Origin of the sequence: Streptomyces sp. R35 (genome assembly GCF_041053035.1) — a bacterium.
GTDB lineage: Bacteria > Actinomycetota > Actinomycetes > Streptomycetales > Streptomycetaceae > Streptomyces > Streptomyces lutosisoli.
In genome coordinates, this window is record NZ_CP163440.1 from 8,092,365 (window position 1) to 8,113,340 (window position 20,976).

Annotated in this window: 16 protein-coding genes; 12 read left to right on the forward strand and 4 right to left on the reverse strand. The window is 71.6% G+C overall.

Going from position 1 to position 20,976, the window contains the following annotated elements:
- Positions 1-26 precede the first annotated feature (26 nt).
- A complete protein-coding gene (locus AB5J50_RS36595) occupies positions 27-686 on the forward strand; it encodes a histidine phosphatase family protein (RefSeq protein ID WP_369262805.1) in 660 nt (219 codons plus the stop codon).
- A gap of 12 nt (positions 687-698) precedes the next feature.
- On the forward strand, positions 699-1,628 hold the full coding sequence (locus AB5J50_RS36600) for an ADP-ribosylglycohydrolase family protein (RefSeq protein ID WP_369262807.1): 930 nt from the start codon (positions 699-701) through the stop codon (positions 1,626-1,628).
- Positions 1,629-2,050: 422 nt separating this feature from the next.
- On the opposite strand, the gene AB5J50_RS36605 is transcribed toward AB5J50_RS36600, so the two are convergent.
- Positions 2,051-3,607 carry an MFS transporter gene (locus tag AB5J50_RS36605; protein WP_369262808.1) on the reverse strand — a complete coding sequence of 519 codons (1,557 nt, stop codon included), beginning with the start codon at positions 3,605-3,607 and terminating at the stop codon, positions 2,051-2,053.
- Positions 3,608-3,779: 172 nt separating this feature from the next.
- Here AB5J50_RS36605 and AB5J50_RS36610 point away from each other — a divergent pair, with 172 nt between their 5' ends.
- The 3 genes from AB5J50_RS36610 to AB5J50_RS36620 all read left to right on the forward strand — a co-directional run bounded on the left by AB5J50_RS36610 (position 3,780) and on the right by AB5J50_RS36620 (position 5,905).
- Complete coding sequence (locus AB5J50_RS36610) at positions 3,780-4,496, forward strand: TetR/AcrR family transcriptional regulator (RefSeq protein ID WP_369262809.1); 717 nt, start codon at positions 3,780-3,782, stop codon at positions 4,494-4,496.
- 12 nt (positions 4,497-4,508) lie between these two features.
- A complete protein-coding gene (locus tag AB5J50_RS36615; RefSeq protein ID WP_327432214.1) occupies positions 4,509-5,210 on the forward strand; it encodes a ribonuclease HII in 702 nt (233 codons plus the stop codon).
- A 68-nt stretch (positions 5,211-5,278) separates the two neighbouring features.
- Positions 5,279-5,905, forward strand: a complete 627-nt coding sequence (locus AB5J50_RS36620; RefSeq protein WP_327432215.1) for a hypothetical protein — start codon at positions 5,279-5,281, stop codon at positions 5,903-5,905.
- A gap of 404 nt (positions 5,906-6,309) precedes the next feature.
- Here the strand turns inward: AB5J50_RS36620 and AB5J50_RS36625 are convergent, their stop codons facing one another.
- Together AB5J50_RS36625 and AB5J50_RS36630 are read right to left on the reverse strand one after the other, a co-directional pair.
- Positions 6,310-6,942, reverse strand: coding sequence for a hypothetical protein (locus tag AB5J50_RS36625; RefSeq protein WP_327432216.1), 633 nt, complete (start codon positions 6,940-6,942; stop codon positions 6,310-6,312).
- A 223-nt stretch (positions 6,943-7,165) separates the two neighbouring features.
- Positions 7,166-9,370 (reverse strand): RecQ family ATP-dependent DNA helicase, encoded by a 2,205-nt coding sequence (locus AB5J50_RS36630; protein ID WP_369262811.1) that lies wholly within the window; start codon positions 9,368-9,370, stop codon positions 7,166-7,168.
- A gap of 133 nt (positions 9,371-9,503) precedes the next feature.
- Between AB5J50_RS36630 and AB5J50_RS36635 the strand changes: the two genes are divergently transcribed.
- The 7 genes from AB5J50_RS36635 to AB5J50_RS36665 all read left to right on the forward strand — a co-directional run bounded on the left by AB5J50_RS36635 (position 9,504) and on the right by AB5J50_RS36665 (position 20,533).
- A complete protein-coding gene (locus AB5J50_RS36635; RefSeq protein WP_369262813.1) occupies positions 9,504-11,156 on the forward strand; it encodes a DUF4192 domain-containing protein in 1,653 nt (550 codons plus the stop codon).
- A 498-nt stretch (positions 11,157-11,654) separates the two neighbouring features.
- Positions 11,655-13,790, forward strand: a complete 2,136-nt coding sequence (locus AB5J50_RS36640; RefSeq protein ID WP_369262815.1) for a glycogen debranching N-terminal domain-containing protein — start codon at positions 11,655-11,657, stop codon at positions 13,788-13,790.
- Between the two features lie 131 nt (positions 13,791-13,921).
- Complete coding sequence (locus tag AB5J50_RS36645) at positions 13,922-14,680, forward strand: NUDIX hydrolase (RefSeq protein WP_327432220.1); 759 nt, start codon at positions 13,922-13,924, stop codon at positions 14,678-14,680.
- 123 nt (positions 14,681-14,803) lie between these two features.
- Positions 14,804-16,564: an ATP-binding cassette domain-containing protein gene (locus AB5J50_RS36650; RefSeq protein WP_369262817.1), complete on the forward strand. Its 1,761-nt coding sequence runs from the start codon at positions 14,804-14,806 to the stop codon at positions 16,562-16,564.
- Between the two features lie 162 nt (positions 16,565-16,726).
- Entirely contained in the window at positions 16,727-17,614 is an 888-nt protein-coding gene (locus AB5J50_RS36655; protein ID WP_369262818.1) for a FadR/GntR family transcriptional regulator, read from the forward strand.
- A gap of 429 nt (positions 17,615-18,043) precedes the next feature.
- Positions 18,044-19,582, forward strand: coding sequence for an RNA polymerase sigma factor (locus tag AB5J50_RS36660; RefSeq protein ID WP_369262820.1), 1,539 nt, complete (start codon positions 18,044-18,046; stop codon positions 19,580-19,582).
- A gap of 132 nt (positions 19,583-19,714) precedes the next feature.
- Positions 19,715-20,533, forward strand: coding sequence for a serine protease (locus tag AB5J50_RS36665; RefSeq protein WP_369262822.1), 819 nt, complete (start codon positions 19,715-19,717; stop codon positions 20,531-20,533).
- A gap of 188 nt (positions 20,534-20,721) precedes the next feature.
- Here AB5J50_RS36665 and AB5J50_RS36670 read toward each other — a convergent pair whose 3' ends face one another.
- Positions 20,722-20,952: a hypothetical protein gene (locus AB5J50_RS36670; protein WP_369262824.1), complete on the reverse strand. Its 231-nt coding sequence runs from the start codon at positions 20,950-20,952 to the stop codon at positions 20,722-20,724.
- Positions 20,953-20,976 lie beyond the last annotated feature (24 nt).

Below are 20,976 nucleotides of genomic sequence, written 5' to 3' on the forward strand. Positions count from 1 at the left end.
GCCCTCACACGATCTAGGGTCTTGGCATGGCTCGACCACGGCGCATCGTCCTTGTCCGGCACGGCGAGTCGGCGGGCAATGCCGATGACACCGTGTACGAACGCGAGCCCGACCACGCTCTGGCGCTCACCGAGAAGGGGTGGCAGCAGGCGGAGGACACGGGCAAACAGCTGCGGGAGCTCTTCGGACGGGAGCGCGTAAGCGTTTACGTGTCCCCGTACCGCCGCACCCACGAGACGTTCCGCGCCTTCCACCTCGACCCCGAACTCGTACGGGTGCGCGAGGAGCCGCGACTGCGCGAGCAGGACTGGGGCAACTGGCAGGACCGCGACGACGTACGCCTCCAGAAGGCGTACCGCGACGCGTACGGGCACTTCTTCTACCGGTTCGCGCAGGGCGAGTCCGGTGCCGACGTGTACGACCGGGTGGGCGGCTTCCTGGAGAGCCTGTACCGGAGCTTCGAGGCCCCCGACCACCCGCCGAACGTGCTCCTGGTGACGCACGGCCTGGCCATGCGGCTGTTCTGCATGCGCTGGTTCCACTGGACGGTCGCGGAATTCGAATCGCTGTCGAACCCTGGGAACGGAGAGACACGGATGCTCGTTCTGGGGGAGGACGGCAGGTACACGCTTGACCGTCCTTTCGAGCAATGGCGTGATCCGGAATCGTACGGAGTCACCGGATAGAGTGGCAGGGCGATGACCGCTGACTCCTCTCCCGACAGGCGCTTGGACCGCGCCCTGGCCGGCCTGCGCGGACTCGCGGTGGGAGACGCGCTGGGCTCGCAGTACTTCGTGCCCGCGAACTACCCGCTGCTGAAGCGCCGTGAGCTGCCGCCCCATCCCTGGCAATGGACCGACGACACCGAAATGGCCTGCTCCGTAGTGGCCGTTTTGGCCGCGCATCACCGCATCGACCAGGACGAACTGGCCCGCTCGTTCGCCGAGCACCACGACTTCGACCGGGGCTACGGGCCCGCGGTCAACCGGCTGCTGCGGCAGATCCGGGAAGGCGGCGACTGGCGCGAGCTGGCATCCGCCCTCTTCAAGGGCCAGGGCTCGTGGGGCAACGGCGCCGCGATGCGGATCGCCCCCTTGGGGGCCTGGTACGCGGACGACCCGGAGCAGGCGACGCACCAGGCGGAGATCTCGGCGTACCCCACGCACCAGCACCGCGAGGCCGTGGTCGGCGCCATGGCCGTCGCCGCGGCCGCCGCGCTGGCGGCCGACCCGGCGGGGCCGCCGAGCGCCGAGGCGCTCCTGGACGGCGTCATCGCGCTCGTACCGCGCAGCGCCGTCGGCGCCGGGCTGCGGCGCGCCCGGGACATGCTCGACTACGGGGACACCGCGACCGTGGCCGCAGTGCTGGGCTGTGGACGGCGTACGTCGGCGCACGACACCGTGCCGTTCGCGCTCTGGTCGGCCGCCCGGGCCCTTGGTGACTACGAAGAGGCCTTCTGGGCCACCGCCCAGGTCGGCGGCGATGTGGACACGACCTGCGCCATCGTGGGCGGCGTCGTCGCCGCCGGGAAGGCAGGAGCGCCCCCGAGCGCGTGGCTGGAGCGTACGGAGAGGCTGCCGGACTGGGTGCCGGGTCCCGCGTACGGCCGTACGACGAGCGGTGCCTAGGGCGTCGTACGGCCCGAGGGGCGCCCAGGGCGGTCGTACGCGCTTCAGGCGGCCCCAGGGCCCGGGATCCGGAGAACCCCGCCTGGAGTCCCCGCGGGCGCCTCAGTGGCGGTGACGCGTGCGGCTGGGGGCCTCTGCTGTCGGCCTGCCACAGCCCGGCCGGCACTCCCTGGGCGCCTTGCCCAGCGCACCCTGTCCGCCACCCTGCCTGTGGATCATGACGGGCGTGCGCCGACGGGACACCGTGGGGCTCTGGCTCGGCCCGGTCGTCGTGCTCATCACGTACAGGCGGTACCGAAGGAGCCCGAGATGCCGCCGGTGCCGAGGAAGCCCGCCGCTCTTCGGTCGTCCTGCGGATGGCCGGACCGGCGTCCTCGCCGTCAGGTTCCCCCGGACCCGGTCCGGCCTCCGCGGTGTCGTCGTCAGCCCCCGGCAGGGCCTGCCGTGCCGGCGAGGGCGTCCATGTCGCTCTTGCGGACCCGGATCACCAGCACGGCCGTGATCAGGGCCAGCAGGGCCATCGCGGCCGCCGGAATGAAGGCCGTCGAGATGCCCTCGGCGAGCACCTGGTGACCCCAAGGAGCGGGCAGCTGGTGGGTCTTGGCGAATTCCGCCTTCTGTTCGGGCGAGCCGTCCGTCAGGAACTTGGGCATCTGCTTCTCCGCCTCGTCACGGCTGGCCGAACCGAAGACCGTGGTGAGGATGGAGAGACCGAGCGAACCGCCCACCTGCTGCGTGACATTGAGCAGACCCGAGGCCGCGCCCGCCTCGTGCTGGGCGACACCCGAGACCGCGGTGACCGTCAGCGTCACGAAGTTCAGGCCCATGCCGAAGCCGAACAGCAGCATCGGGCCGAGCACTCCGCCGACGTACGAGCTGTCAGGGCTGATGAACGTCTGCCAGCCGAGCCCGAGTGCGACGAGCGTCGAGCCGACGAGCATGAACGGCTTGGGGCCGAGCACCGGCAGGAACCGCTGCGACAGACCCGCGCCGACCGCGATCGCGACCGTCACCGGGAGGAAGGCCACACCGGCCGAGATCGGGCTGTACCCCAGCACGTTCTGCACGAAGAGCACGATGTAGAAGAACATGCCGAACATCGCCGCTGCCAGGCTCAGCATGATCACATACGTGCCCGAGCGGTTGCGGTCGGCGAACATCTTCAGCGGTGTGATGGGCTCCTTGGCCCGCGTCTCGATGACCCCGAAGGCCACCAGCAGCACCACGGCCGCGCCGAACGACCCGATCGTGACGCTGTCCCGCCAACCGTCCTCCGAGGCGCGGATGAAGCCGTACACCAGGGATGCCATTCCGGCCGTCGAGGTGAGCGCACCCGCGATGTCGAAGCGCCCGGGGTGGCGTTCGGACTCATTGATGTACATCGGCGTGAGTACGGCGATCAGCACACCGATGGGTACGTTGACGAAGAGGACCCAACGCCAGTCGAGCCACTCCGTGAGCATGCCGCCGGCGAGCAGACCGATCGCTCCACCGCCGGCCGAGACCGTGGCGAAGACGGCGAACGCCCGGTTCCGCTCCGGGCCCTCGGGGAATGTGGTGGTGATGAGCGCCAGCGAAGTGGGCGACGCGATCGCGCCACCAACGCCCTGCAGGGCACGCGCGGCCAGCAACTGCCACGGTTCCTGGGCGAGTCCGCCGAGCAGCGAGGCGAAGGTGAACAGCAGGATGCCGGTCATGAAGACCCGGCGCCGACCGAGGATGTCGCCGGCTCGGGCGCCGAGAAGCAGCAGGCCACCGAAGGTGAGGGTGTACGCGCTGACCACCCACGTCAGGTCGGTCGTACTGAACTTGAGCGCGTCTTGAATGTGCGGGAGCGCGATGTTCACAATCGTCGCGTCGAGTACCACCATGAGTTGGCAGGCCGCGATGACGGTGAGTGCGATACCGGGGTGCCCCTCCCGGCGGGCCACTCCCGACTTCGGGCGCTCTGGGTCCTGAATCAACTGAGAGGTTGTCACTATGGGTCCCCCACAAGTGCGTTAGTGAACGCTCGCGTTCACTGCCGCGTCAACGGTAGTGAGTCCCCGACAGTGAACGCAAGCGTTCACTGAAGTCGCTGCCGCATGGCGTCAACTCGATCGCTCATCGCTCCCCGAAAACCCCGCTCCCCTGCACAACGGAGACAGTCAGATGGTTACTTCGCGCTGGACGGCCGCCCCCGCTCAGACGGCCTCCTCGCGCCGACGCGGTGCCGTACTCGAGCGCGCGATCCTCGAGGCCGCGCTGGAACAGCTCGGCACGGTCGGCTGGAACGGCCTCACGATGGAGGGCGTCGCCGCGCGTGCCCAGACCGGCAAGGCCGCGGTCTACCGCCGCTGGCCGTCCAAGGAGGACCTCGTCGCGGACGCGCTCCAGGCCGGACTGCCGAGCCCGGAGGAGGCGCCCGACCTCGGGAGCGTCCGGGAGGACCTGCTGGAACTGTGCCGGCGGGTGCGTGAGGCGATGTACTCGCAGCCTGGGTTCGCGCTGCGTTCCGTGCTTCACGAATGCGATGTGGCTCAGGCCGAGCGCTTTCACCGTGTGATCCTCGGCGGGGTCGTCGAGCCGACCATGCATCTGCTGCGAGAGGTCATCGACCGGGGAATCGAAAGGGGAGAGGTGCGTCCCGACGCCGCGAATGCCTACGTCTTCGACGCCATCCCGGCGATGATGATGTACCGCTCCAAGGTGTGCGCGAGCGAATGGAGCGAGCAGGATCTGGAGGAGATGATCGACCAGCTGATGGTCCCGCTGCTGCGGCAGCGGCCGCCTGACCGGCCCTCGTGCGGACACCCTGGTCGACCCCGACGCGAGCACCCCGGTCGCTCGGGGAAACCGGGGTGTCGCGAGGGCCTTCGGGCGGCGTAGGCTGAGGGCGCCATGCCGTACGAACCACCGACCCACACCGTCGAGCGCTCCCTCCGCGCCACGACCGGAGCGAAGATCATTGCCGGTGTCGACGAGGTGGGCCGCGGTGCGTGGGCCGGCCCTGTCACCGTCTGCGCCGCCGTCACGGGACTGCGCCGTCCGCCGGAAGGGCTCACCGACTCCAAGCTGCTGACCGTCAAGCGGCGTACCGCGCTCGCCGCGGAGTTGGAGAAGTGGGTGACGTCGTACGCCCTGGGGCATGCCTCTCCGGAGGAGATCGACGACCTGGGGATGACGGCCGCGCTGCGACTGGCGGCCGTGCGTGCCCTGGAAGCGCTGCCGGTCCGTCCCGACGCGGTCATCCTCGACGGGAAGCACGACTATCTCGGTGCTCCCTGGCAGGTCCGTACGGTGATCAAGGGCGATCAGTCCTGCGTCGCCGTCGCGGCGGCTTCGGTGATCGCCAAGGTTCAGCGCGACAAAATGATGGCCGAACTGGGCATCGACCATGCAGACTTCGGTTTTGCGGCCAACGCCGGGTACCCGTCGCCGGTCCACAAGGCCGCGCTGGAGAAGCGGGGCCCCACCCCGTACCACCGGTTGTCGTGGGCGTATCTTGATGCGCTGCCCCAGTGGCGGCACCTCAAGAAGGTCCGCAGTTGGGCGAACGGAAACGTTCCGGAGATCGAGGGCCAGCTCGGCTTCGATTTCTGACGGTTCCGCTCGCACTCATGTGCCACCCGCCGACGCGAGTCGCACCGGCGTTTGATAAATATCAGCTCATGCCTCTCATTCCCGAGGAGCCTCAGATTCACGAGAGTGCCCAGGGTCCCCGCGCTACCCCGGCCAGTGGCCGCACCGCGCCGACCCCCCGTCCCGTACCCGGCCCCCGTCCCGCGGCTCCGCCGCGTCCCGGCCGTCCGGGTCCTGTCCGGCCGATGCCGGCCCAACGCACCCCGCGTGAGCCGGTCACGGCCTCGCCGGGACCCTCCGCCCCGGCGGCCGCACCCGCTGCCGCCACCCCGCAGATCCAGCTGATCCCGGCCTCGGCCGAGGGCGCGCTGGACGCCGCCGAAGAAGCCGTCGACCTGCTGCTGGAGTCGGGCCGCGCCCCTGGTGAGGTGCTGGTGATCACCACCGGTGAACCGCACCCGTGGGCCGCGCACGAACTCTCCTTCGGCGAGGCCGCGTACTGGGCGCAGCACGACTCGGGCGACGACGTCTTCTACGCCGACGCCTCCGTGGCGGGCCGGGCCGCGTCCCGCCCCGTGGTCGTGGTCGCCGTCAACGGTGGTCCCGACACTGCCGCCGCCACCGCGCTGCCACTGGCCCTCGGCCGGGCCGGCGCCCTGCTGATCGTCTGCGGCGACCCGCAGCAGATCAACTCGGTGCTGGGCGCGGGGGTCTGAGCGGGTTCCGGACGCCGTCCGGGATCCGTTCGGGGGGACGCTGAGGGTGCCGCTGCGGCGGCACCTGCACGGCGGGCGTTTCGGCCTGCCCGTGGCGCGTCCCGCATCCCCGTACCCGGTGGGGTGGTGCTTTGCCGCACGCCCCTCGCGTGTGTCGTATGTCCGTCGCCGCCTGTGCCGTACGTCAGTCGTACGTCCCCGGATCGGGTCTGTTGCGCAGCGGTGCCCCGCCGATCGCTGAACCACCGCTGGGTCATCTCACGCTTGCCTGCCCGGCTGCCCGGCTGCCCGGCTGCCCGGCTGCCCGGCTGCCCGGTGCGCGGCGTGCGGTGGGCACGGCCGTGCGGGTGGGATGCGCGGGCCGCGCTCGCCGCGGGTTGGTTCAGCGACTCAGGGGCGGCGTCTCAGCGGGCGGCTGCCCGGCGCAGTACCTCCGACGCGACGCCTCCGGTGCGTGGCAGCGGCGGCAGCGCCTCGCCCGCGAAGAACTCCGGCGGTGAGTCCGCGTTGGGGCGGCGTCCGCCGCGGCCCTCGCCGAGGACCTGCCAGCCGTCACGCGTCAGGGTGATGTATGCCCCGCAGCGCAGCCCGTGGAGTGTGCAGGCGTCCCGCAACCCCCACATCCACGCCCCGTCCTCCTCCGTCCAACGCGCGTCGCCGTCACGGCAGTAGAGCAGCACTGCCGTACGCACCGGGGTGCGGCGCCGCAGGTCGTGCGGGATGACCCGGCGCAGCTGTGCGAGCAGCGCGTTGCGGAACATCCAGCCGTCGGCCGGAGCCGGACGCCGGATGAATGAGGCGCTCGCCGCCAGCCGCTCGTCCGGATCGAGGACAGCCACGACCGCGGTCGAGGGCCTGGGCCGGTGCCGGGCGTGCAGTCCGCTGACGACCTCCCGGGGATTGCGCAGCAGCGGAATCCCGGCGGAGGCCCACTCGGCGGGTTCGAGCATCCGGGCCAGTGGGTTGGCGGAAGCGGCGGACAGGTCGGCAGACGTCGACATGGATGCCGCCGAGGACGGAGCGAATCCGAAGGTCACGGTCCTCCCTTCGGCTACGCGCCCACACTGCGGGCGGGGTCGGACTTGGGGGAGCGCACGCCGCAGCAGAGCCCTACCGGACCACGGGCGAGCCGTGCGGGGAGCGGACTTCAATTCTTCCTGTCGAACTTGGATGCGGCAACGAGCAATTGGGGCCACAGACCGTTTTCTGGCGATGCGTCGTCTATATCCCTGCCCAGTGTTTCGCCCAGCGATGCGTGAGTCACGCTTGCACGGCGAGGACCAGCGGCAACACCCCCTGCGCACCGGCTCGGCGAAGCATGCGCGCGGCCACGGCGAGTGTCCAGCCGGTCTCCGTCGCGTCATCCACGAGCAGCACGGGACCGCCCGCTTCCTTCAAAGCGGCGGCCAGTTCCGGCGGGACGCTCAGCGCCCCGTCGAGCGCCTTCAGCCGCTGGGCGCTGTTGCTCCGGGAAATCGGTGACGCCTCACCCACGTACTCCACGGACCCCAGCAGCGGCAGCCGGCCGATCTCCGCGATCCGGGCACCGAGCGACTGGATCAGCTGTGGCCGCGTACGGGAAGCCACGGTCACCACGCCGACCGGTCGCGGCTGTGCGTCGGGCTGTCCCGAGGCCCAGCCGCCGGGTCCCTTCGCCCAGTCGGTCAGCACACCGACCACGGCCTTGGCGACATCGTCCGGTACCGGTCCGTCCGGGGCCTGGGGCGCGAGCATCGGTCGCAGTCGATTGCCCCAGCCGATGTCCGAGAGTCGACCCAAAGCGCGCCCCGGAGCGGCCTGTTCGCCGGCCGGGATACGTCCCTTCAGCTCGATGCCGACCGCGGGCAACCCCGTCGGCCACATCTTCCGGGGCTCGACGTCGACGCCCGCGCGGCCGAGCTCGCCGTTGGCCGCGTCCAGTGCCGCGGGGGACACGGACGCCTCGAACCGCGCTCCCGCGCAGTTGTCGCAGCGCCCGCACGGCGCCGCCCCCTCGTCGTCCAGCTGCCGCCGCAGGAACTCCATCCGGCAGCCGGTCGTCGTGACGTAGTCCCGCATCGCCTGCTGCTCGGCCGCACGCTGCTTGGCGACCCAGGCATAGCGCTCGGTGTCGTACGTCCACGGAGTGCCCGTGGAGATCCAGCCGCCCTGGACACGGTGCACCGCCCCGTCCACGTCGAGCACCTTGAGCATGGTCTCCAGACGGGACCTGCGCAGCTCCACGAGCGGCTCGAGGGCGGGCAGCGAGAGCGGCCGGCCGGCCCTGGCCAGGGCGTCCAGCGTGCGGCGCACCTGCTCCTCCGGAGGGAAGGCGATCGACGCGAAGTACGCCCAGATCGCCTGGTCCTCCTTGCCCGGCAGGAGCAGCACCTCGGCGTGTTCCACACCGCGGCCCGCGCGCCCCACCTGCTGGTAGTACGCGATGGGGGAGGAGGGCGAGCCCAGGTGCACCACGAATCCGAGGTCGGGCTTGTCGAATCCCATGCCCAGCGCGGACGTGGCGACCAGGGCCTTGACGCGGTTGGCGAGCAGGTCCTCCTCGGCCTGCTGACGGTCCGCGTTCTCCGTCTTCCCGGTGTACGACGCCACCGTGTACCCGCTCTGGCGAAGGAAGGCGGTGACCTCCTCGGCGGCGGCCACCGTGAGCGTATAGATGATGCCCGAGCCCGGCAGGTCGTTCAGATGCTCGCCCAGCCAGGCCATCCGGTGGGCGGCGTCCGGCAGCCGCAGCACGCCCAGGCTCAGGCTCTCCCGGTCCAGCGGACCGCGCAGGACGAGCGCGTCCGTGCTGGCTCCGGTGCCCAGCTGCTCGGCCACGTCGGCCGTCACGCGCGCGTTGGCCGTCGCGGTGGTGGCGAGGACCGGGACGCCGGGCGGGAGGTCGGCGAGCATCGTGCGCAGCCGCCGGTAATCCGGCCGGAAGTCGTGACCCCAGTCGGAGATGCAGTGCGCCTCGTCGACCACGAGCAGGCCGGTCGCCGCGGCCAGCTTGGGCAGCACCTGGTCGCGGAAGTCGGGATTGTTGAGCCGCTCCGGGCTCACCAGGAGAACGTCGACCTCGCCGGCGGCGACCTCGTCCTGGACCGTCTCCCACTCCTCCGTGTTGGAGGAGTTGATCGTCCGCGCGTGGATTCCGGCGCGGGCGGCCGCTTCCACCTGGTTGCGCATGAGCGCGAGCAGCGGTGAGACGATCACCGTGGGTCCGGCGCCCCGCTCGCGCAGCAGCGCGGTCGCGACGAAGTACACCGCGGACTTGCCCCAGCCTGTGCGCTGAACAACCAGGGCTCTGCGCTTGTCGGCCACCAGCGCCTCGATGGCGCGCCACTGGTCCTCGCGCAGCCGGGCCTCGCCCGACCGGGCGCCGACGAGGCGGGCCAGTACGGCATCGGCCGCGGTACGCAGGTCTTCGTCGACCGCGTTGCGCAGGTTTTCGGTGGCCGTGGGTCGCGGGTCTTCGTTGGTCATGGCCCCATGCAACCCGATGGGTCGGACATCGCGCGAACGTGCCCGTCGAACTGTGGACAACTTCTGTCGTGGCCATGGTCAGAGTTATCCACAGGTCGAAGCAGAATTTCGCGATCCGCGGGATGGTCACGGCATGACGAATCACGACGAAGCGGCCGGCAGGTCCGGCGACGAGGACATCTGCGGGCTCGGCGGGCATGACGGGCACGGCATGTATGGCGGAGGTGGGGAGCGCCACGGGCAGAGGGGGCCGGGCGGTCGGTCCGGGGACGAGGGGCGCGAGCTGCCCGGCGGGCATTCCGGCCAGGGCGAGTACACCGCGTGCGGGCACGGCGTCACCAGCACCCCCGGCACTCCCGGAGGTCCGGGAGTTCCCGGCGGCGAGCATCAGGTCACCCTGCGCACACCGGCCGAACTGGCCGACGCGCTGCCCTACTTGCTCGGGTACCGGCCCGAGGACAGCATCGTGCTGGTCGCCCTCCATGACCGGGAGCGGCGAGGGCGGTTCGGCGGCCGTGCGCGGCTCGGTATCCCCGCCCACGCGGAGGACTGGCCGTCCGTGGCCGAGCAGCTGGCGCAGGGGCTGGTGAAGGGAAGCGAGCGCAGAGGCTCCCGGCCCGAGAGCATGGTCGCGTACCTCTGCCAGGAACCGGGCAGCGGTGAATCGGGGCGGGAAGTCATGGAGCGTCTGCGCCCGCTCGCGCAGTTGCTGCGCACGGCATGCGGCCGCCTCGACGTCCCGGTGATCGAGGCGCTCTGCATCTCCGACGGTCGCTTCTGGTCGTACACCTGCCCGGGCCAGGGGTGCTGTCCGCCGGAGGGCGAGTCGATGGGGCTGCCCGGGACGTCCGTCCTGGCCGCCGCCGCGACCTACGCGGGCCTTCAAGTACGCGGATCTCTGCGGGAACTGACGGCCAGGCTCCTTCCCTGGGAGTCGGCGGCCGCGCAGGAGCAGGAGATCGCGCTCGACATGGCGAGCATGGCTCTGGTCCCGAGGATCCTGGACGGCGAGAGTCGCGCGAAGGTGGCGGAGGAGGCCCTCGAACTGGCCCGGCGGATCATCGGACGCCTCGCAGACGCTCCACCGGTGTCCGGCACACGTCCGGCCGACCTGCGCGACGACGGACTCCTGGAACACGAGGAGGCCGCCACGCTGATCCTCGGCCTCCAGGACCGCACGACCCGTGACCGCGCCGCGCAGTGGATGGAAGGCGACGAGGCCGTCCCGGCCCTGCGCCTGTGGCGGGCCCTGTCCCGCCGCTGCGTCGGCCCCTACCGCGAGCACGCCGCCGCACCCCTCACGCTCGCCGGGTGGGTCGCCTGGTCCACGGGGGACGAACTGGAGGCCCGAGAGGCCCTCGCCATGGCGCTCGGCGCCGATCCCGACTACCTCTTCGCCCGCCTCCTGCACCAGGCGTGCAACGAGGGCCTGGACCCGGAGTCCATCCGCCGCTGCCTGCGCGCGGAGCGCACCGGCCGTGCCCCGGCGGATCCGGAGCAGCCCACCGGACTCACGGCGCCGCTCGCATCGGCTGACCCGACACCCGGTCCCCGGCTGCAGGGTGCCGGGGCCGCCACCCGGCGCCGACGTCGGCCGCGTCCGTCGGGGAACGGCGGAGTTCGTCCGAGCCGACGCGGCCCCGGGACACCGAGCGATCGCCGACGCAGGCCCACCGACGAGGTCTCGCCCGCCGGGGACGGGCCGGGGCGCGCGGCCGAAGGCACGAGCGGTCGGCCACGGGCGCGGCGGGAAGGCGGTCGGCAGGGTTCGGGGGAGGACGCGTGAGTGCCGGGACCGGGGTGGGGCGGGGCGGCTCGGGTGCGGTGAGCGGGTGCCCGGCTCTGGCACGGGGACCGGCTCCTGGGAGGGCGAGTGGGGCGCCCTGGGTGAGGTGCAGGCGCGGTGTCGCGTCGCGGCTCGACTCCCACGGAGCCGCTGGGGGCTGCTCTCGTCGCGCGGAGGCCGGGCGCCGTTCCGGCCGCACCGACGGCGAACGGCACGTCCACCCCGTGGACGCCAAGCGGCGCGTGCTTCCAAGCGCCGACGTCGGCTTCCGCGTGCGCACCGAGCTTTCGCCGAGCGGGCGCCTGGCATGCCCACCACCCCACCGCCATTCGGTCGGCTTCCCCGGCCGAGGGCGTGACCCCGGGCGGGGAAGCTCCGTTCACCTGAGTGGCGGAAGCCGTGGCCGGACCGCGCCGCCGCAACGCCCCCGACCCTACGGAGCCCCCCACCCGGCGCCGAGCGCGCTCAAGGCGCACCGAGCGCGGAGGAAGCTGCCCCATGCCCTTGCCCAACCCGTCCTCGGCCCCCGACGGCGACCTTCCGCCCTTGCGAAGGATCGCGCAGCCCGCCACGCGCCGGGGCGACCCGTCGGCCCCGATCGCGGGAAGGGACAACGGCTCGGCCTCCTTCGCGGGAGCGGGTGGCCCCACGGCTCCCCAGGCGTCGCTTCCCGTGCCGCGCCGGACCGTGGACCTGCCGCCCGCCCACACGGCTCTGATCTGTGTCGCCCTGCCGGGGCTGGCGATCTCCACGGAGCAGGGGCAGTTGACCGGCCAGGGGCTGGAGGGGTTCTACCGGGCGGGGCGGCGCATGCTCTCCCGCTGCCAGGTGAGGGTCGCCGGCCGGGAACCTCTCGCCGTACAGGCCCGGATGGTCGCCGCCGACCGAGCCCGCTTCGTGGGGACGCTGCGCGCATCCCCCGACGCCGGCCCGGATCCGGATGTGCTCGTCGAACGGACGCGGTACGCGGACGGCACCGAGCGGATCACCCTGCAGAGCGCGGCCTCTCGCACCCTCCATCTGCCCGTCGAGGTCGCCCTCGGCACGGATCTCGCGGAACTCGGCTCGGTCGCCTCGGGCCGAGCCGGGCCCGAACTGCCCGCCAGTGTCCACGACTCCGGCCTGCGGTGGTCCTGCGCCACGGGGCACTCGGCCGTCACCGCCGACCCGCCGCCCACCGACGCCCTGGCCTCCGCGGGACTGCTCCGCTGGGAGCTCGAACTGCCGCCGGGCGGTACCCGGAGCGTGGAGCTGCGCGTACGGCCGGACGGTGCGGGACTCATCAGAGCGGCGGGACGCGGCGCGGCGAGCCCGTTCGCCCGGGCCCGGGCGGCGGGCGACGACCCGAGGGTCCGGCCACTCCTGCGTACCTGTGTGGAGGACCTCCAGGCGCTGATGCTGCGCGACCCGCGGCATCCGTCCGACCCGCACCTCGCGGCGGGGGCTCCCTGGCGGTGCGGCCTGGCACCGGCGGAGGCGCTTGTCGCGGCACGGATGACGTTGCCGCTCGGTACCCGCCTCGCCGCGGGCACCCTGCGAACTCTCGCCCGCACCCAACTTGCCGGACCGGGACCGCTGTCCGGCCTGATTCCAGGCCCGCGCCGGGACGGGGGGCCGCACCTGCCACCGGGCTGCACCGCGACCGAGGCGACCCTGCTCTTCCCCGTGCTCCTCGCGGAGGCCTGGCGCTGGGGGCTGGCGCAGCAGGAGGTCGAGGAGCTGCTGCCCACGGCCGAGCGGTGCCTCACGTGGCTGCGGACCACCGTCGCCGACGGCAACTATCTGCCCGACCCACACCCCGGCGGGCCGCTGCGCTGCGAGACACAGGCGCATGCCCACCGGGCGGCACTCCTGGGCGCGGATCTGCTCGACGCGCACGGTCGGCCAGGTGGTGCGGGGCTGCGGCAGTGGGCCCAAGAGCTGCGCACGGCGTTCCGCGACGACTTCTGGGTCGAAGACCGGGGAGGCGGCAGACCGGCGGCCGCCCGCGCCCCGGACGGGCGTCTCGTGCCGTACCTCGGTTCGGGTACCGCCCACCTCCTCGACACCGGACTGCTCGGGTCCGGGGTACTGGCCCCCGGTCTGCTCGACAAGGTGCAGACCGAGCAGCTCGCGCGGCTGCTCGGCGGTCCGGCCATGGATTCGGGCTGGGGGTTGCGCAGCCTGGGGGCCAAGGAGGCGGCGTACAGCCCGTTCGGCCATCGCGGTGGTGCCGTGCGCGTCCAGGAGACGGCGATCGCCGTCACGGGGCTGGCTGCCGCGGGCTACGAGAAGGAGGCGAGCTCGCTGCTGCAGGGCGTACTGGCAGCGGCCGAGGCCTTCGGTCACAGGCTGCCGGAGATGTACGCGGGGGAGCAGCGCACGGAGGGGAGCGCCCCGCTGCCCCATCCCGCGGCCTGCCGACCGGCGGCCACGGCAGCGGCCGCCGGGGTGCTGCTGCTCACCTCCCTGGCCGGGATCCGCCCGGACGCCCCGGCCGGAACGGTGACGCTGCGTCCGGTCCGCGGTGCGCCGCTGGGCGAGATCGGGCTGACGGGACTGCGGATCTCGGGTGCCCCCTTCTCCGTACGCGTCAGCAGGCTCGGCCTCGCCATGGTCGAGGAGGCCGCCGACGGGCTGCAGTTGGGGGTGTGACCTTGCGGGGAGCGTCCACGGACGGCGACCCGGAGCAGCCGGTGGGCGCCGTACCGGACGGACGTGGATCAACCGTGGATGCGGCTGACGAAGGGAGTGTTTATCGTCAGGCAGACGACTATGATCGCGGCATGCCCTACGACCCGTCGGCCTTCCCGCCCTTCGCCGTGACCGTGGACCTGGTCGTGCTGACCGTGCGCCGCCATGCCCTGTGCGCGCTGGCGGTACGGAGGGGCGAGCAGCCGTTCCAAGGGCGGTGGGCGCTCCCCGGCGGCTTCGTGCGGCCCGACGAGGATCTGGGCCAGGCGGCGGCGCGCGAGCTGGTCGAGGAGACCGGGCTGTGCGCCCACGACCCGTCCGCACCCGCACAGGACAACGGGGCGCACCTGGAGCAGCTGGCGACATACGGCGACCCCAAGCGCGACCCTCGGATGCGCGTCGTCAGCGTCGCCCATCTCGCGCTTGCTCCTGATCTGCCCGCGCCCCGGGCCGGCGGCGACGCCAACAGCGCGCGCTGGGCGCCTGTCGAGGAGCTGTTGCAGCAGGGTGGTTACGGGCGCGACGGGGAACAGGCGGCGCCGCTGGCCTTCGACCACGCGCAGATCCTCTCGGACGGCGTGGAGCGCGCCCGGTCCAAGATCGAGTACTCATCGCTGGCCACCGCCTTCTGTCCGACCGAGTTCACTGTCGGTGAGCTGCGCCGCGTGTACGAGGCGGTGTGGGGCGTGGCGCTCGACCCACGCAACTTCCACCGCAAAGTGACGGGCACGCCGGGCTTCCTGGTGCCCACGGGCGGTACGACCACGCGCCAGGGCGGCCGCCCCGCCCAGCTCTTTCGCGCGGGCGGCGCCACGCTGCTCAACCCGCCGATGCTGCGCCCCGAGGTCTGACCAGGGCGGGGGGGCAGGAACCGGCGGTGAGGGCCGGGGTGTGCTCGCAGGAGGTGTGAGGCCTGCCCGAGACGAGCCTCAAGGTGCCCGAAAAACCGGAAATGTCGCGCTATCTTGCTGAGAGTGATCCAGGCCATCGGACTGACCAGCAACCCTCGCAAGGAGCTTCCGCCCGCCGTCGACGACGTGTCCTTCGAGGCGCGCGCGGGCCGCGTCACGGCGGTCCTCGGAGCCCCGGGCGCAGGCAAGACGACTGCGCTGAAGCTCATGCTCGAACTTCAACAAGGTCGCGGAATCACCTACTTCAGAGGCCGCCCGCTGCATCGGATCGCCCATCCGTCGCGTGAGGTCGGCGTGCTTCTGGGCGAGGTGCCCGGCCATCCGGCGCGGACGGTCCGCAGCCAGCTCCGGATGCTGTGCGCCGCCGCAGGGGTGCCCGTGCGACGCGCGGACGAAGTGCTCGAAGTGGTCGGGCTCGTCAGCCTCCGGGACGAACGCCTGGGCACGCTCTCGCGCGGCATGGACCGGCGCCTGGGCCTGGCGTGCGCACTCCTGTCCGACCCGCACACCCTTGTCCTCGACGCCCCCGCCGACGCAATCGACGCCCGCGAAGGGCGCTGGCTGCACGGAATTCTGCGCGCGCACGCCGCACAGGGCGGCACCGTGCTGTTCACCACGGACGACCCGAAGGAGGCCGCGCGAACCGCCGACCAAGTCGTCACGCTGGAGGAAGGCAGGCTCGTCGCCGACCAGGAGGCCGCCGACTTCGCGCGCACCCGGCTCCGCCCCCGGGTCGCCGTCCGCAGCCCGCACGCCGTCCGGCTCAGCGCCCTGCTGACCAAGGAGGCCCGCACCGCACAGCGCTCCGTCGAGGTCGTACGGGAGGAGGGCAACCGGCTCTCGGTGTACGGCAGCACCTGCGCCGACGTCGGCGAGACCGCCTTCCGGCACGGCATCCTCGTACACCAACTCGCCGACGAGATCGGCGACATGGGGCCCGTCTCAACGCCGCCCGGCGAGGGGGACGCCCATGAGACGGGCGAGCCGCGCCAGGCCGAGACGCTGGCCGCGAACGCCCTGCCTCCGCTGCCGCCGCCCATCGCCGTGCGACAAGCCCCGAGCCCGCTGCGTCCCCTGCGCTACGAACTGCGGCGCGCCGCCGGAGTCGGCACCGGCTATCTCACCGCGGCAGCCGTACTCGTCACCTCGGCCCTCCTGTCCGTACTCCTGGCCAGAATCGGTCACACCCCACAGCCGCGCCTCCTGGCCGCGTGGCCGCGGGAACTTCCCCTGCCACCCGCCGCGCTCGGCGCGGGACTGCTCGGCGCCATCGCCTTCGGCGAAGAGTTCCGCCACCCCGCCCTGGCCGCGGACCGCGGTACCGTCCCCCGCCGGCTGGGACTGCTCGCCGCCAAACTCCTTGTCGCCTCGACGACCGCGCTGATGCTGGCCTTCCTCGCCCTGGGATGCGACCTCGAAGTGCTCTACCTCGTCTACGGACGGGAGCTCACCGAAGTTCCCTCGGACTGGCTTTCGCTGGGCGCGAGTTGGATTGGTCTCGTGGTGGGCTGCGCCTGGGCGGGCGTGCTGGCCGCAGGCACCTTCCGGTCCACGACCGCCGGGCTCGCCGCGGTGCTCGCGGTGCCGATCGTGGTCGTACCGCTCGTACATAAGGCCTTGGCGGGGCCGTCTGTGCGGACCGCGGCAGGGTTGCCCTGGAGGCTGCGCGAGCTGGTTCTGATGCAGTGGCCGTTCGGAGGTGAGCGCTATCTGGCAGCCGGGGTGCGGGTGCTCGCCCAACCCGTGGGCGGTGCGCTGATGTTGTCGCTGACCGCCCTGCTCTGCGCATATCTGCTCACGACCCTGCGGAGCAGGGTCCGATGACGACCGTCCGCGCCCTTCCGTTCCCGCTGTGTGCACAACTCCCCGAAGTGCGCCCATTTCTTTCCGATAAGGCGTCAATTGCGACGGGGTGAGCGATCACCCTTTCGTGTGCTTTTCACCAAAGACCTCAAGGGAGTTGGAGCCAGCGCCGACAAAGGATCCGTGAGTACCCTTGCGCAGACCATGATGACCGCCGCCCGCTCCGCAGACTCCGGCCTGGCCGGCCCGGGCGAACTCGACCGCTACCCCTATGCCGAGGCTCCTGGCGCCGACCGCGTGGGCGTCCCCGCGTGGGAGAGCGCGGACCCGGAGCTGGGCCGCGTGGGCCGACGCGCCGCGGGCAGCCGCGGACGCGGACTGCACGGCCAACTCGTCCAGCAGCTGGGCCAGATGATCGTCTCCGGCGACCTGGGCGCGGACCGCCCGCTCGTCCCCGAGGAGATCGGCCAGCGGTTCGAGGTCTCCCGCACCGTCGTCCGCGAGTCGCTTCGCGTCCTGGAGGCGAAGGGACTGGTCAGCGCCCGCCCGAACGTCGGCACGCGCGTACGCCCCGTCAGCGACTGGAACCTCCTCGACCCGGACATCATCGAGTGGCGGGCCTTCGGCCCGCAGCGCGACGACCAGCGACGCGAGCTGAGCGAGCTGCGCTGGACCATCGAGCCGCTCGCCGCGCGCCTCGCGGCCGGGCACGGGCGCGAGGAGGTCCAGCAGCGGCTCGGCGACATGGTCGAGATCATGGGCCACGCCATGGCGCAGGGTGACTCGCTCACCTTCTCGCGGGCCGACGCCGAATTCCACTCGCTGCTCATCCAGCTCGCGGGCAACCGGATGCTGGAGCATCTCTCCGGGATCGTGTCGGCCGCGCTCCAGGTCTCCGGCGGACCCGTCACAGGCTGTGACCGGCCGAACGACGCCTCCATCGCGCACCACGCCCGCATCGTCGACGCCCTCGCCGCGGCCGATGGAGCCGGGGCCGAGGCGGCCATGCGCCAACTGCTCACGGTCCACCCCGAGGTGGAGCGCGTGGTGCCCGCGCCGCGCGAGCACTGACCGCGCACCGAGGGCGGCGCGGTCGGGGGCGTGTGTCCTCTCCTGGCATCGCTTGGCCGGCGAACCATCGCCCGTCGGACCCCGTCGGATCCTTCTGGGACCTGGCGGGGTCCGGCGGTGCGAAGGGGCGGTGAACCTGTCGGCTGCGGCGATGAGTCCACCGGCTGACCTCCTCTGACCGTATCTGGCCGCTTTTGAGCGCTTACGGGGTGTGACTCGGGCCACGCAGATTGGGCGTAACGCTCTTCGGAACAGCGCGATGACCTAAGAGGTGACAGCCGAGGAGGGAATACGGACGCCGTTTGCGGCGCTGTGCATCTTCCCGGCCCCCGCCCGCGCCGTCGACCCATCCCCAAGTCGGCGGTCGTCGGTTCCTGTCCACAATGGATGGAGCCGGAAGCCGTTTTCCAACGTTCCGAGAGGTTGTTCGTGTCGGCCAGCACATCCCGTACGCTCCCGCCGGAGATCGCCGAGTCCGTCTCTGTCATGGCGCTCATTGAGCGGGGAAAGGCTGAGGGGCAGATCGCCGGCGATGACGTGCGTCGGGCCTTCGAAGCTGACCAGATTCCGGCCACTCAGTGGAAGAACGTACTGCGCAGCCTCAACCAGATCCTCGAGGAAGAGGGTGTGACGCTGATGGTCAGTGCCGCGGAGCCCAAGCGCACCCGAAAGAGCGTCGCAGCGAAGAGTCCGGCCAAGCGCACCGCCACCAAGACGGTGGCGGCCAAGACGGTGACCACCAAGAAGGCCACCGCCACCGCCGCCTCGGCAGCGCCCGTCGCCGGGGATCCGGCTGAGGACGCGTCCGCGACGCCCGCCGCCAAGAAGACGACCGCCAAGAAGGCCGTCGCGAAGAAGACGGTCGCCAAGAAGACGGCGGCCAAGAAGACCACCGCCAAGAAGGACGACGCCGAGCTCGTCGACGACGAGGCCGTCGAGGAGATCCCGGGCGCCGGTAAGCCCGGCGAAGAGGAGGAGGAAGGGGCCGAGAACAAGGGCTTCGTCCTCTCCGACGACGACGAGGACGACGCGCCTGCCCAGCAGGTGGCCGTGGCAGGCGCCACCGCCGACCCCGTCAAGGACTACCTCAAGCAGATCGGCAAGGTCCCGCTGCTCAACGCTGAGCAGGAGGTCGAGCTCGCCAAGCGCATCGAGGCCGGTCTGTTCGCCGAGGACAAGCTGGCCAACGCCGACAAGCTCGCCCCCAAGCTCAAGCGCGAGCTGGAGATCATCGCCGAGGACGGCCGCCGCGCCAAGAACCACCTCCTGGAGGCCAACCTCCGTCTGGTGGTCTCTCTGGCCAAGCGCTACACCGGCCGCGGCATGCTCTTCCTGGACCTCATCCAGGAGGGCAACCTCGGTCTGATCCGCGCGGTCGAGAAGTTCGACTACACCAAGGGCTACAAGTTCTCCACGTACGCCACCTGGTGGATTCGTCAGGCGATCACCCGCGCCATGGCCGACCAGGCCCGCACCATCCGTATCCCGGTGCACATGGTCGAGGTCATCAACAAGCTCGCGCGCGTGCAGCGCCAGATGCTCCAGGACCTGGGCCGCGAGCCCACCCCGGAGGAGCTGGCCAAGGAACTCGACATGACCCCGGAGAAGGTCATCGAGGTCCAGAAGTACGGCCGCGAGCCCATCTCGCTGCACACCCCGCTGGGCGAGGACGGTGACAGCGAGTTCGGTGACCTCATCGAGGACTCCGAGGCCGTCGTCCCGGCCGACGCGGTCAGCTTCACGCTCCTCCAGGAGCAGCTGCACTCTGTTCTCGACACCCTGTCCGAGCGCGAGGCGGGCGTCGTCTCGATGCGCTTCGGTCTCACCGACGGTCAGCCGAAGACCCTCGACGAGATCGGCAAGGTGTACGGCGTGACGCGTGAGCGGATCCGCCAGATCGAGTCCAAGACGATGTCGAAGCTGCGTCACCCGTCCCGTTCCCAGGTGCTGCGCGACTACCTCGACTAGGTCTCGGCCGTACGTCGCTGAGGGCCCGACTCCCGAAGGGGAGCCGGGCCCTCAGCGCGTGTGCGGAGTGCGTGCCCGCGCGTAGTAAATCACTCTGGGTGTTCCATGACCATCCCGGAGTGAGGAGCGCGCATGCGCCGTCCCTTTGCCTCAGTGCTGGCCCTCGCGGCCGCCGCAGCCGTGATACCGCTCGCGTCTCCCGCTCCGGCGGCGACCGACAGCGTTGTCATCGGCGGCTATCCGGTCGAGATCTCCGAGAGTCCGTGGACGGTGGCGCTGTCCAGCCGTGACCGGTTCGGGGGTACGCGCGCGGGACAGTTCTGCGGAGGAGTGGTGATCGGCCCGTCCACGGTCCTGACCGCGGCCCACTGCCTGGGCGCGGACGTCCTGGGGGCGCCGCCGAGCCAAGTACGTGACCTGAAGGTCATCGCGGGCCGCGGGGACCTCCTGTCGAACGACGGCAAGGAGATCCCGGTACGCGACATCTGGGTCAACCCGGATTACGACGGCTATACGAACGCCGGGGACTTCGGCGTGCTCACGCTCACCGCCCCGCTTCCCGAGAGCTCGGTCATCCGTATGGCGCCCGCCAAAGACCCCGCGTACGAGCCGGACACGGCCGCCGTGGTCTACGGCTGGGGTGATACGACCGGTGGTGGCGACTACGCCCGCGGTCTGCGGGCCGCGCGCGTGAACGTGCTTCCTGATGCCGCTTGTGAGCGGGCCTATCCGGGCGGCGCGGACGGCGCGTACGAGGCCGCGTCCATGCTGTGCGCCGGAGAGGTCGCGGGCGGGCGTGACGCCTGCCAGGGGGACAGCGGCGGGCCGCTGGTCGCCCAGGGGCGGCTCATCGGCCTGGTGTCCTGGGGGAGCGGCTGTGGGCGCGCCGGGAGCCCCGGGGTCTACACGCGGGTCTCGGACGTGGTCCGGACGCTCGGTGGGGGCCGCTGAGGGCGATGGACGCGGTACCAGCGCGGGTGTGTCGCTGAGCGCCAGGGGTGATGCGGTACGCGTACGGGCGTGCCGCTGAGTACGACGGGCGATGCGGTACGAGTACGGGCGGCCACTCCCTGTGTCCAGGGAGTGGCCGCCCGCTCACCGGCCTGATGCCGGCACTCGCTCGTCGTTGATGCGAAGTGTCAGCGTTCTTCTTCGTTGACGCTTGCCGGAACGGACGTCAGTCGCTCCGTCTCGTCCTGTATCTCAGCGGCGATCTTCTTGAGTTCCGGCTCGAACTTGCGACCGTGGTGGGCGCAGAAGAGCAGTTCTCCGCCGCTCAGGAGGACGACGCGCAGATATGCCTGGGCGCCGCAACGGTCGCAGCGGTCAGCGGCCGTCAGCGGGCTCGCGGGGGTCAGAACAGTAGTCACGTCGCCTCTTCTCTAGCTCGACGA